Here is a 13013-nt window from a genome sequence, read left to right on the forward strand (position 1 = left end):
CCCGGGTACCTCCCTCACGGGAAGGTGCTCGGGGCCGTGGTGTTTCAGGGTGCAAGCCGGGGGCGCTCAGGCGACGTGGAGCAGGCGTGACAGCTCGCGGCTGAGTTCCGGCGTCTCCAACTCCCGGGGCAGGCACCCGGAGGCACCGGCACGCAGCGACTCCAGCATCGTCTCCTGGGAGAGGTACTCGGCGAGCACGACGAAGGGCGCCCCCTGACCCAGCTGTCTCGCCAGGGCGAGGGCCTGTCGTCCATGGGCGGCGGCGAAGTCCCAGCTCACCACCACGGCGGCGGGAGGCTCGGCGGTGGGTTCGGCGGAGGCGGTGGTCAGTACCCGGGCCTCCAGCCCCAGCAGGGCGAGTGCCTCGGTGAGCCGTCGCGCGGAGGCGGGGCTGTCCTCGAGCACGTCCACGCGGCGGCTGCCGGGGCGCAGTCCCCGGGGGAGCGGGGTGGTGCCGGTGAGGGCCTCGCGCAGCCGGGCGCGCACCTCGCGGATGTCGTCGAAGGGCTTGAGCAGGTAGTCGAGCAGTCCGAGCTCGAGCGCCTCCTGGGCCGTCACGAGCGAGGGGTAGCCCGTCATGAGGATGACGCGGGAGTGGGGATCGAGCTGGCGGGCGCGCCGCGCGAGCTCCAGGCCCGACAGGCCCGGCAGGTTCTTGTCGGTGAGGATGAGGTCCACGCGCCCGCGCTCCAGGAGCGCGAGGGCCTCCTCGGCGTGGGCCGCCTCGAGCACCTCGCACTCCCGGCCCATCAAGTCCTTGAAGACGCTGCGGATGATCTCCTCGTCGTCCACCACCAGCAGGCGGCGGCGGACCGTGGCCGGGGTGGGGGAGGGCGCGAGGGGCGCGGGTCCTGGGAGGGCGGCGGGTGTCGGCTCCGGGGGAGGGAAGCGGACACGGAAGACGGTGGTGGGGGCGGGCTGGAGCGACAGCACCGAGGGCGGGACGATCTCGAGCTGGGCGTGGTGCTCCTGCGCGATGCGGCGGCACACCGCGAGCCCGAGCCCCGTGCCGCGCTTGCTGCCCGTCACGTAGGGCTCGAAGAGGCGGGGGAGCACGGCGTCGGGAATGCCCCGGCCCCAGTCGGCCACGTACATCACCGGCGCGCGGTCCTCGAGCGTGAGCACCACCTTCACCAGCCCGCGCCCCGTCACCGCGTCGCGCGCGTTGTTGAGGAGGTTGAGGGCGAGCTGCTCCAACAGCCGGCCATTGCCGTTGACGGTGAGCTCCTCGCGGGCCTCCACCTCGAGGTGGATGCGCGCGGAATCGGGGTTGAGCGCGAAGGCGCGCGCGGCGGCCTGCACGTGCGTCACCAGCGACACGGCTTGTTGGGGCGCGGGGCGCTCGCTGGCCAGACGGGTGAAGTCGGAGATGATCTGCTCCATCCGCTCCACCTGGGCGAGCATCTGCCGCAGGGCGCCGCGCGGGCCGATCTCCTCGGTGAGCATCTGGGTATAGGCCTTCACGCCGAGCAACGGCTGACGCAGCTCGTGCAGCACCTCGGCGGCGAGCTGGGTGGAGCCCTGGCGGGTGCGTTGCAGCTCCGCGGCGGCGGCCCTGGCGGCCCGTAGATCACCGGCCTCCAGGGCCTGGAGCAGAAGCGCGAGCGGAGCCGGGGTGTCCATGGCGTCTCAGCATGACCGAGCCGCTGGCCTGGCCGCAAACGCGGGGGGCCTGGATTCCGAGTCCCGGCGTTCCCTGGGGCGGGCCCCCTGGCTGGCCGCTCGTCCTGGGCTCAACCGCCGGTGGGCTGGCTGTGGCGTGCCGGAGGCGTGGCCTCGAGATTCTCGCCGGCCAGGTACACGACGTTCCGGCTGCCCTTCTTGCCCCGGTACATGGCCCGATCCGCCAGATCCAGCAGCGTGGCCTTGTCCTGGGTGTGCTCGGGGAAGCTGGCCACGCCGATGCAGGTGGACAGCGACAGCGCATGGCCCTCGGGGACGAGGAAGCGGTGCTTCTCCACGGCGCGGCGGATGCGCTCGGCCACCTTCAGGGCCGCGCTCGAGTCGGTGCCGCGCAGCAGCACCACGTACTCGTCCCCGCCGTAGCGCACCGCCACGTCGCGATCCCGCACGCACCCCTTGAGCACGTGCGCCATCTCCACGAGCAGCTGCGAGCCCATGAGGTGCCCGTGGGTGTCGTTGACCGTCTTGAAGTAGTCCAGGTCCAGGAAGAGCAGGCTGAAGGCGCCGTGGGTCTGCTGGGCGCTCTTCACCTCGCGGTCCAGCACCAGGTGCAGGTAGCGGGTGTTGAAGAGGTGGGTGAGGTCGTCCAGGTAGGCCAGATCCTCCACCTGGGCGAGGCGGCCCTGGTTGCGCAGGGCGAGCGCGAGGCTGCGCGCCAGGAAGCTCGTGGCCTCGGCGATGTCCGCGGGAGGCCGGGAGGGGTAGAGCAGCAGGGCGCACCCGAGCAGATCCTCCCCATCCTGCGCGGGGACGGCCAGCCCGCAGGGCGAGGGGCCGGGCAGTCCCTCCAAGAGACGCGCCTCGCTCAACGTCGGCAGGTACGGGGCGAGCCGGGCCAGGAGCGCGTTCTCGTGGGCGGGGCCCGTCAGGTTCTGCGTGCCCAGCACCCGCGCCTTGCCCTGGGCATCGCGCTGCACGAGCATCACCGCGCTGGCCGCGGCCAGGCCGACGAAGGCCGCGCACGTGGTCGTCACCAACCGGCCGCGATCGAGCGTGGTGGAGATGCGCTGTCCGGTTTCCAACAGCGAGACGTAGCGGCGCAGCGCGGCGTTCTCCTGCAGCAGCTCGCGCGTGGCGAGCGCCCGGTTCACCGCGTGCTGGAGGACCTCGGGGGCCACGGGCTTGACGAGGTACTCGGCGGCGCCGCTCTTGAGGGCGCGCACCGCGGGGTCCACCTTGTCCAGGCCGGTGATGACCACCACCTCGATGCCCGGGTGGTGTTCCTTGGTGTAGCGCAGCACCTCCATGCCGTTGCCCTCGGGCAGCAGCAGGTCCGTCACCACCACGTCGTAGCGGCCGTGCTCCAGGGCCTCCTTGGCCTCGGCGATGGTGGCGACCGTGGAGACCTCATGGCCCACTGCCCGCAGGGAGTCCCCATAGAGCTCCCGAGCCATCTTGTCGTCATCGACGAGGAGGAGACGCGCCATCGCACGCGGGGCTTAGCACCAAGGTCCCAACGCTGCTAGCCTGCCCGGGTGCCCCTCTTCGAAAGCGGACGCCGACTCTGTCTTCTGTTGGAAGCGGGTGGCACGCGCTTCAGCGTCGAGGCCACCTCCGTCACGGAAGTGGCCGCACCGGACCCCGACCAGACGAACCTGCGCGGCGTGCTGGAGGTCCAGGATCTCTCGGTGCTGCTGGGCGGCGAGCCCGAGCCGACCCCCGGCATGGTCGTGGTGCTGGACGTGAGCCCCACGCTGGCGGTGCGCGTGAGCTCCGTCGTCGAGGTGGCCGACGTGACCCGGGCCATCCACTTCGTGCTGCCCTCGGGGTTGGGCGACTCGCTGGCCGCGCTCAGCCACAGCGCGGTCATGCACAAGGGGCGGCTCTACCTGGAGCTCGGCGCGGACGTGCTGCCCCACGAGCCCGGCGTCGTCACGCCTCCCCCCCTGCCCACCCTCCACCTGTTCGGCTTTCCCCCCGAGCGCTCGCTCGTCTTCGAGTCCCAGGGGCGGCTGTTCGGTCTGCCGCTGCCCTTCATCTCCCAGGTGGTGATGCGCGGCGAGTCCTTCAGCGCGCTGCCCGGACGGGGAGGCGCCATCGCGGGACTCATGCCCCATGGGCAGGTGCTCTGGCCCCTCTACTCGGTGCCCGCGCTGCTGGGGGGCCGGGCCGCCGCGGAGGACTTCCTGGTGCTCGCCGAGGTGGAAGGACGTACCCTGGGCCTGTGCGCCTCGCGGGTGATTGGCGTCTACCCGCGCTTCGATCCCACCGGAAACCCCGGGGAGTTCACCGTCTCCGGCGTGCCGGACCCCATCCTCTTCGTGGACCTGTGGCGCATGTTTTCCTGAACCCCGCTTGTTTTCTTGAAGGCGTGGGTAGGCAACCGTAAGCTGCCCGGCCTGCCGGTGGGACGCGACGTCCCGCCGTTCACCGATTCTGAGGGGGAGTCCTCCCCCGAGGCCCGAACCGATGCCCAAGACTCTGCTGGTCGCCGATGATTCGCTCACCATCCGCAAGGTGATCGGGATGATCTTCGCGACCGAGGACTTCCAGGTCACCGCGGTCGACAACGGGCTGGACGCCATCAGCCGGTCGCGGGAGCTGCGCCCGGATGTGGTGCTCGCGGATGTGATGATGCCGGGCAAGAACGGCTACGAGGTCTGCGAGGCGCTCAAGCATGATCCGGCCACGCAGCACATTCCCGTGATGTTGCTGGCGGGCACCTTCGAGGCCTTCGACGAGGCCCGCTCGCGCGTCGCCCGGGCGGACGATCACATCACCAAGCCCTTCGAGAGCCAGGTCCTGCTGGACAAGGTCAAGACGCTGGTGGGTCAGAAGTCCAACACCATGCCCGCGTCCGCCGCCACGCAGGTGACGGCTCCCGGTCCCGCCGCCGCTCAGCCCCGTGGGCCCGCGGCCCCTCCGGGTCCTGGTGCGCCGCGTCCGCCGGGACCGGGTGCGCCTCCTCCGGGCATGGCGCGTCCAGGTGGCCCTCCGGGACCGGGTGCGCCTCCTCCAGGCATGGGTCCGCGTCCGGGCATGCCGGGACCGGGTGCGCCGCCTCCGGGCATGGCGCGGCCGGGCGGTCCGCCGGGACCGGGCGCTCCGCCTCCGGGCATGGCGCGGCCGGGTGGTCCTCCGGGACCGGGCGCTCCGCCTCCGGGCATGGGTCCGCGTCCGGGCATGCCGCCCGCGCCTGGGGCGCCGCTTCCGGGCATGGCGCGGCCGGGTGGTCCTCCGGGACCGGGCGCTCCGCCTCCGGGCATGACGCGGCCGGGTATGCCGGGCCCTGGGGCGCCGCCTCCGGGCATGGCGCGGCCGGGCGGTCCTCCGGGACCGGGCGCTCCGCCTCCGGGCATGGCCGGCGGTCTGCCGCGTCCTCCCGGGGCCGGGCCGCTGCCGGGTGCGCCCGCGGGCCGGGGACGGGATCCCTTCGGTCTGGGAGGCGGCGCGCCGCAGCCCGCCCCCGTCGCGCCGCAGCCCGCCGAGGCCAATGGCCTGGAGGAGCTGTCGCTCGATGAGCCCATCGCTCCGGAGCCCGTCGCGGTCCCCGAGTCCAGGCCCGCCGCCGTGACCCACGCCGCGCCGTCCGCCGACGGTGGCGAGGCGCTGCTGCGCGAGGCCCTCTCGAGGGCCTCCCGCGAGGTCATCGAGAAGATCGCCTGGGAGGTCGTTCCCCAGCTCGCCGAGACGATCATCCGCGAGGAGCTGGAGCGGCTCATCAAGGATCGCGAGACGAAGCACTGAGTGCCTGGCCCGCTCCATCCGTGGTTTCTCACCCCGACCGGCCCTTGTCGGGCCGGTCCTTTCACCGGCCCACGGGGCCGGTTGTGTTTTTTCTATGAGCGACACGACCGAACTGCCGAAGTCCTATGACGCCAAGGAGGTCGAGGCCCGTTGGTACGCCTGCTGGCAGGAGCGCGGCTATTTCCGCGCCGACGCCGACGCCGACAAGCCCGCCTTCAGCATCGTGCTGCCTCCACCCAACGTGACGGGCAGCTTGCACCTGGGCCATGCACTCACCGCCACCATCCAGGACATCCTCGTCCGCTGGAAGCGCATGAGCGGCTTCAAGACGCTCTGGGTGCCGGGCACGGACCACGCCGGCATCGCCACGCAGATGGTGGTGGAGCGCGAGCTCAAGCAGACGGAGAAGAAGAGCCGCCATGATCTGGGCCGCGAGAAGTTCCTCGAGCGCGTCTGGGAGTGGAAGGACAAGTACGGCCAGCGCATCAACGAGCAGCAGAAGGTGCTCGGCGCGAGCCTGGACTGGAGCCGCGAGCGCTTCACCATGGATCCGGGCGTCTCGGCCGCCGTGCGCGAGGTCTTCGTGCGGCTGTACGAGGAGGGCCTCATCTACCGGGCCCAGAAGCTCATCAACTGGTGCCCCTCGTGCCTCACCGCGCTCAGCGACCTGGAGGTCGAGCACGAGGAGAAGCAGGGCTCGCTCTGGCACATCCACTACCCGGTGAAGGGCAGCGACCGGCGGCTCACCGTCGCCACCACCCGGCCGGAGACGATGCTCGGTGACACCGCCGTGGCCATCCACCCGGAGGATCCGCGCTACCACGGGCTCGCGGGCCAGACGGTGGTGCTGCCGCTCGTCGGCCGTGAAATCCCCATCATCGTCGATGCCGAGCTGGTGGACCCGGCCTTCGGCACCGGCGTGGTGAAGGTGACGCCCGCCCATGACTTCAACGACTACCAGACGGGCCTGCGCCACAAGCTGCCGCAGATCAACATCCTGGACGAGGCCGCGCGCATCACCAGCGAGGGCGGCCCCTACGCGGGCATGGACCGCTACGCCGCGCGCAAGAAGATCGCCGAGGATCTCGCCGCGCAGGGCCTGCTGGAGAAGGAGGAGCCGCACAAGCTGTCGGTGGGTGGCTGCCAGCGCTGCGGCACCGTGGTGGAGCCGCGCCTGTCTCCGCAGTGGTTCGTGAAGATCGAGCCCCTGGCCAAGCCCGCCATCGAGGCGGTGGAGCAGGGCCGCACGAAGATCATCCCGGAGTCGTGGACCAACACGTACTTCCACTGGATGCGCAACATCCACGACTGGACCATCAGCCGCCAGTTGTGGTGGGGCCACCAGATTCCCGCCTGGTACTGCGAGGAGTGCAGCCCGCGCCTGGAGGCCACCGGCACCATCGACTACTCGCGCGCCGAGCCCATCGTGGCGCGCACCGCGCCGGACAAGTGCTCCAAGTGCTCGGGCTCGCGGCTCACGCAGGACCCCGACGTGCTCGACACGTGGTTCTCCTCCGGCCTGTGGCCCTTCAGCACCCTGGGCTGGCCCGAGCAGACCGCCGACCTGCGCGCCTTCTACCCGAACTCCGTCATGGAGACGGGCCACGACATCCTCTTCTTCTGGGTCGCCCGGATGATGATGTTCGGCCTGCACTTCATGAAGGACGTGCCCTTCCGCACCATCTACCTGCACGCCATGGTGCGCGACGAGAAGGGCGAGAAGATGTCCAAGACGAAGGGGAACGTGATCGATCCCCTCGACATCGTGCTCGGCGCGCCCCCCGAGCAGCTCAACAAGAACCTGCGCAACAAGTACCCCCAGGGCATGCCCGCGCACGGCGCGGACGCGCTGCGCTTCACCCTGGCCTCGCTCACCCAGCAGGGCCGCGACATCAAGCTCTCGCTGGACCGCGTGGCCGGCTACAAGGCCTTCGGCAACAAGCTGTGGAACGCCAGCCGCTTCGCCCTCATGAACATGGGCGACTTCACCCTGGACTCCCGGCCCCTCACCGAGCGCCCCCTCACGCTCGCCGATCGGTGGATCCTCTCGCGGCTGCAGCGCGCCATCGCCGTGACGCGCACCTCGCTGGAGGCCTACGCCTTCGCCGAGGCCGCCTCCACGCTCTACCAGTTCCTCTGGAGCGAGTTCTGTGACTGGTACATCGAGCTGGCCAAGGGCTCGCTCTATGGCGAGGACGCCCAGGCCAAGGACACCACCCGCGCGGTGCTCGTGTTCTGCCTGGAGCGCATCCTGCGGCTGCTCCACCCGTTCATGCCCTTCATCACCGAGGAGATCTGGCAGAAGCTGCCCCTCACCCGGCAGACGGACTCCATCATGATCGCCCCGTTCCCCGAGCCGGACGTGTCGCTCGAGGACACCGCCGCCGAGGCGGAGATCGGCACCGTCATCACCGCCATCGAGGGGCTGCGCAACATCCGCGGCGAGAGCAACCTGGCGCCTTCGGCCCGCATCACCGCGCACGTGCAGAGCGCCGACGCGCGCACCCGCGAGCTGCTCGAGCGGTGGCGGGGGGATGTCACGCGTCTGGCCGGACTCGGTGAGCTGCACATCGCCGCGCCGGGCGCCAAGCCGCCCCTGTCCGCGGCCTTCGTCAGCGCGCAGCTGGAGATCTTCGTGCCGCTCGCGGGCCTCATCGACGTGGACGCCGAGCGCGAGCGCCTGGGCAAGGAGATCACCCGCTCCGAGCAGGAGCTCGGTGGCATCAAGCGCAAGCTGGACAACCCCAACTTCGTCGCCAAGGCGCCCCCGGACGTGGTGGAGAAGGATCGCGCCCGCGTCGAGGAGCTCGAGGCCCGCGTGACCAAGCTCCGCGACAACCTGGAGCGGCTCTCGCCCCAGGCCGCGGAGCCCACCTCCGGACAGACGGTGGGGGACTTAGAGGGCCGGGACTCCGCGCCCGCTTCCACTCCCGCGTCCCAGCCCGTCACCGCCAAGAGCGTCGGCGATGACGACGTCGTCGAGGCCCAGCTCGTCCAGGCGGAGGTCATCTCCACCGAAGCGGTCGTCGAGGAGGACGACGAGGACGACGTCGTCGAAGCCGTCGTCGACACCGAGGAGGACGACGAGGACGACGTCGTCGAAGCCGTCGTCGACACCGAGGAGGAGGACGACGAGGACGACGTCGTCGAGGCCATTGCCGACGAGGACGAGGCGGAGCCGGAGCCCGCGGCACCTCCCGCTCGGAAGTCCGGGTCCTCCAGGTCGGTGAAGGCCCCGGCCAAGAAGGCGGCGTCGGCCAAGAAGGCACCCGCGAAGAAGGCCCCGGCCAAGAAGGCGGCGCCCGCGAAGAAGGCTCCGGCCAAGAAGGCGGCGTCGGCGAAGAAGGCGCCCGCGAAGAAGGCTCCGGCCAAGAAGGCGGCGTCGGCGAAGAAGGTGCCCGCGAAGAAGGCTCCGGCCAAGAAGGCGGCGTCGGCGAAGAAGGCGCCCGCGAAGAAGGCCCCGGCCAAGAAGGCGGTGTCGGCGAAGAAGGCGCCCGCGAAGAAGGCCCCGGCCAAGAAGGCTCCGGCGAAGTCCAAGGGGCCCGCGCGCAAGCAGGCCAAGGGAAAGCCGGCGAAGTCCCGCCGGTAGAGAGCCACGGGAGACACGACGCGCATGGATGCCTTCCTGGATCGCCTCATCTCGCTCGCCCTGGAGGAAGACCTCGGGGCGGCGGGGGACATCACCACCCACGCGCTCGTCCCGGCGGAGGCCCTGGGCTCCGCCGAGCTGATCGCCAAGGAGCGGCTCGTCATCGCCGGACTGGACGCCTTCGCCCGCGTCTTCCAGCGGGTGGACCCCGAGGTCCGCATCGAGCTGCTCTCGTCGGATGGTCAGGAGGTCCAGGATCGGGCGCTCGTGGCCCGGGTCCATGGCCGGTTGCGCTCGCTGCTCACCGCCGAGCGCACCGCCCTCAACATCGTCCAGCGCACCTCGGGCATGGCCACCATGGCCCACCAGGTCATGGACACCGTGAAGGGCTCTCGCCTGCGCGTGCTCGACACGCGCAAGACGTCCCCGGGCATGCGCTCGCTGTCCAAGCTGGCCGTCAAGGCGGGTGGGGCCTTCAACCACCGCTTCGGCCTCTTCGACGGCATCCTCATCAAGGACAACCACATCGCGGCCGTGGGCGGCTCGGTGCGCGAGGCGCTCCGCCGCGCCCGGGCCAACGCCCCCCAGCTCGTGAAGATCGAAATCGAGGTCACCAACCTGGAGCAGCTCGCCGAGGCGCTCGAGGAAGGCGCCGACGTGGTGATGCTCGACAACATGGACGACGCGCAGATCAGCCGCGCGGTGGAGCTGACGGCCGGCCGCATTCCCCTCGAGGTCTCCGGCGGCATCACCCTGGAGCGACTGCCCCGGCTGGCGAAGCTCGGCGTGGACTTCGTGTCCATGGGGGCGCTCACCCACTCGGCGCGCGCCATGGACCTGTCCCTGGAGATCCTCCAGGCCTCGTGAGCCGTCTCAGCGCCCGGTTCCGAGCGCCTCCGAGCGGGGGTGTCCCTCGGCGGACGCGGGGAGGTTCATCTCCAGCGCCGCCGCCACGGTGGGCGCCACGTCGGTGGTGCTGATCTGCTGCATATAGGAGCCCGGGCGTACGCCCTTGCCCGCGAGCACGAAGGGCACCAGTTGATCATACGCGTAGGGCGCGCCGTGGTTGGTGCCGACGGTATCCGCGCTCATGACGTGGAAGGGCTTCACCACGAAGAGCACGTCGCCGCTGCGTCCCGGGTAGTAGCCGCGCCGCAGGGCCGTCGCGAGCCCCGCCACGTCCGGCAGCGTGGGCAGATCATCGCTCGCCACCGCGAGGGAGATGGCGGGCTGCCTGCTCAGCCAGTCCGCCGCGGCGCGCCGCACCGCCGCACCGTCCACCTTGCCGCCCTCCAGCGTCTTGCCTCCCAGGTACACGTCCAGCTCCTCCACGGTGGCCGTCACGTCTCCGCCGAAGCGCTGACGCAGCGTCTCGGTCAGTCCCTTGGACAGCTCCCCCGGGCTCACGCGCCGCGCCTCCATGCCCTGGGCCGTCCAGTACTCGGGCGCCGCCGCGCCGCCATGGTCCGCCGAGAGCACCACCAGCAGGTTCGCGCGGCCTCCCGCGGCACGCTCGGCCAGCGCCACCAGATCACCCACCGCCTTGTCCAGGCGGAACATCGTGTCCTGCATCTCCCAGGAGTTCGGGCCGTACTGGTGGTAGACGCGATCCGTGGCGCTGAAGCTCACCGCGAGCAGATCCGGCACCTCGTCCTTGCCCAGCCCCTCGCCGGCGATGGCGGCCCCGGCGGCGCGCACCACCAGATCGAGCGACAACGGGGAGATGGCGAAGGCGCTGTAGGCCTGGGGACCCGGCTGCGTGAGCCCTCCGGTGAGCGGGTGGGGGAAGACGCGCCCGAGCCCGTAGTACTCGCCCTCGTAGGGACGATCATCCTCGCCCAGGTACTCGGTGCGCTTGCGCACCGGCTCCCACGTCTTGCCGAACCAGGTGGTGGGCGGGTTGGCCGCGTTGAAGGCCTTGAGCCAGCCGGGCAGCTCCTTCGTGTACCAGGTGCCCGTGACGAACTTCCCCACGGTCTCGTCGAACCAGTACGCCTGGCCGAGCCGGCCCGCGAGCGGAATGGCCGAGCGCGCCTTGCCCGACAGGGCCACCGCCTTGCCCTGCTCGTTCGTGGCCAGCCGCAGCCGGTCCGCGAGCGTCTCCGCCAGGAGGTTGGCCGGACTCACGTCGTCCTCGGACAGGGGCGCCTCCAGCACCGGGTGCTGCGCGTCCGGGAAGACGCGCGCGGGCTTGCCCGTGGCCCGATCGATGACGCGGTTGTCCACGATGCCGTGGCGCCACGGGTTGGCGCCGGTGGCGAGCGTCGCGTGGCCCGGCGCGGTGCGCGGCTTGGCGTAGTCGTAGCGCGCGTACGGGTAGAAGGCCCCCGAGTCGATCAGCTTGCCCAGGCCGCCCTGGAGCCGGGGCCGGGTGCGCAGCAGCAGATCCGAGCCCATCGCGTCCACGGTGATGAAGAGCGTCAACCGGGGCGGCTTCGCCCAGGCGGGCAGCGCGAGGAGCAACAGCAGCAGGGGGAGGGGAGCGCGGGGGCGGAACATGGGCTCGCATCCTCCACGCCTCGTGCTCAGAAGCAACCAACTCCCGGGGCTCATGCTTCCCGGTTGGACACTGCCTTGTTACGGTCGGCGGGACTCATGGTCGAGGCACGAATCCGAGTCATCTACGGCGATACGGACCAGATGGGTGTCGTGTATCACGCCAATTATTTCCGCTACTTCGAGTTCGCCCGGGGCGAGTACTTCCGCGCGCGGGGTGGCAGCTACCGGGACGTGGAACGCGAGGGACTGATGCTGCCCGTGGTGGAAGCTTCCATCGCCTACAAGTCCCCCGCGCGCTATGACGACGTGCTGCTGGTGCATGCCCGGGTGAGTGAGCTCAAGCGCGCATCGTTGACCTTCCATTATGACGTCCGGCGCGAGGGCGCTCCCGAGACCCTGCTGTGCACCGGCCAGACCGTCCATGCCTGCGTGGGCCGCGACGGCAGGCCCACGCGCCTGCCGCCCGTGCTCGTGCAGTTGTTGCAAACGGCGGATTGAGTCTCCACCTCTTCACATCCCGTTTCCTCAGGAGGAACCCACAATGGATCGCAACCTGGCCATGGAGGTCGTGCGCGTCACCGAGATGGCGGCCATCGCCTCCGCGCGGCTGATGGGCCGCGGCGGCAAGAACGAGTCGGATCAGGCCGCCGTGGACGCCATGCGCCGCGCCTTCGATGCCCTGCAGATCAACGGCACGGTGGTCATCGGCGAGGGCGAGCGCGACGAGGCCCCCATGCTCTACATCGGCGAGGAGGTGGGCCGGCGCCACGCGGATGATCCCTCCGTGGACATCGCGTTGGATCCCCTCGAGGGCACCAACCTGTGCGCCTACGGCCGCCCGGGCGCCATCGCCGTGGTGGCCATGGCCGACAAGGGCAAGCTGCTCAACGCGCCGGACACGTACATGGAGAAGATCGCCGTGGGGCCGCGCGCCCGGGGCGCCATCGATCTGCGCCGCAGCCCCACGGAGAACCTGCGCTCCATCGCCGAGCGCATGAAGGTCTACGTGGCCGACCTCACCGTCATCATCCTCGAGCGTGAGCGACACGTGGAGCTCATCAAGGAGGTGCGGGCCGCGGGCGCGCGCATCCGCCTCATCGATGACGGGGACGTGGCGGGCGCCATCGCCACCTGCTTCGAGGACACGGGCGTGGACGTGCTCATGGGCACCGGCGGCGCGCCCGAGGGCGTCATCGCCGCCGCGGCCGTGCGCTCGGTGGGCGGGGACATGCAGGGGCGGCTCGTGCCGCGCAACGCCGAGGAGGTCGCCCGCGCCGCGCGCATGGGCATCACCGACATCTCCAAGATCTACTCCGCCGAGGATCTGGCCAGCGGCGACGTGATGTTCGCCGCCACGGGCGTTACCACTGGCGACTTCCTGCGCGGTGTGCGCTTCTTCGGCGGTGGGTGCGAGACGCACTCGGTGGTCATGCGCAGCAAGACCGGTACGGTGCGCTTCATCCAGTCACGTCACAAGTTCGACAAGAAGCCGGGCTACAACTTCTAGGCACGCCCTCAACCTCTACAGAGAACCTCTTCACCCCTCGGAGACACA

9 protein-coding genes are annotated in these 13013 nt (G+C 70.8%); 6 read left to right on the plus strand and 3 right to left on the minus strand.

Features of this window, described 5'->3' with window-relative positions; translation table 11 throughout:
- Positions 1-66: 66 nt before the first annotated feature.
- Both sinK and CYFUS_RS22210 read right to left on the minus strand, forming a co-directional pair.
- The gene (sinK, locus tag CYFUS_RS22205) at positions 67-1623 is read right to left on the minus strand and encodes a hybrid histidine protein kinase/response regulator SinK (RefSeq protein WP_095987043.1); all 1557 of its coding nucleotides are present in this window, start codon (positions 1621-1623) and stop codon (positions 67-69) included.
- Between the two features lie 110 nt (positions 1624-1733).
- Positions 1734-3110 carry a diguanylate cyclase gene (locus CYFUS_RS22210; RefSeq protein WP_095987044.1) on the minus strand — a complete coding sequence of 459 codons (1377 nt, stop codon included), beginning with the start codon at positions 3108-3110 and terminating at the stop codon, positions 1734-1736.
- Between the two features lie 48 nt (positions 3111-3158).
- Between CYFUS_RS22210 and CYFUS_RS22215 the strand changes: the two genes are divergently transcribed.
- The 4 genes from CYFUS_RS22215 (at position 3159) to nadC (ending at position 9826) form a co-directional block, all read left to right on the plus strand.
- Positions 3159-3971, plus strand: coding sequence for a chemotaxis protein CheW (locus CYFUS_RS22215; RefSeq protein WP_095987045.1), 813 nt, complete (start codon positions 3159-3161; stop codon positions 3969-3971).
- Positions 3972-4092: 121 nt separating this feature from the next.
- Positions 4093-5370: a response regulator gene (locus tag CYFUS_RS22220; RefSeq protein WP_095987046.1), complete on the plus strand. Its 1278-nt coding sequence runs from the start codon at positions 4093-4095 to the stop codon at positions 5368-5370.
- A 94-nt stretch (positions 5371-5464) separates the two neighbouring features.
- Positions 5465-8959: a valine--tRNA ligase gene (locus tag CYFUS_RS22225; protein WP_095987047.1), complete on the plus strand. Its 3495-nt coding sequence runs from the start codon at positions 5465-5467 to the stop codon at positions 8957-8959.
- A gap of 24 nt (positions 8960-8983) precedes the next feature.
- Positions 8984-9826: a carboxylating nicotinate-nucleotide diphosphorylase gene (gene nadC, locus CYFUS_RS22230; RefSeq protein ID WP_198316686.1), complete on the plus strand. Its 843-nt coding sequence runs from the start codon at positions 8984-8986 to the stop codon at positions 9824-9826.
- Positions 9827-9832: 6 nt separating this feature from the next.
- Here nadC and CYFUS_RS22235 read toward each other — a convergent pair whose 3' ends face one another.
- Entirely contained in the window at positions 9833-11458 is a 1626-nt protein-coding gene (locus CYFUS_RS22235; protein ID WP_095987048.1) for an alkaline phosphatase family protein, read from the minus strand.
- A 96-nt stretch (positions 11459-11554) separates the two neighbouring features.
- On the opposite strand from CYFUS_RS22235, the gene CYFUS_RS22240 reads away from it, so the two are divergent.
- The gene (locus CYFUS_RS22240; protein ID WP_095987049.1) at positions 11555-11956 is read left to right on the plus strand and encodes an acyl-CoA thioesterase; all 402 of its coding nucleotides are present in this window, start codon (positions 11555-11557) and stop codon (positions 11954-11956) included.
- Positions 11957-11999: 43 nt separating this feature from the next.
- Complete coding sequence (gene glpX / locus CYFUS_RS22245) at positions 12000-12965, plus strand: class II fructose-bisphosphatase (RefSeq protein WP_095987050.1); 966 nt, start codon at positions 12000-12002, stop codon at positions 12963-12965.
- Positions 12966-13013: the final 48 nt, after the last annotated feature.

The organism is Cystobacter fuscus (assembly GCF_002305875.1).
Lineage (GTDB): Bacteria > Myxococcota > Myxococcia > Myxococcales > Myxococcaceae > Cystobacter > Cystobacter fuscus_A.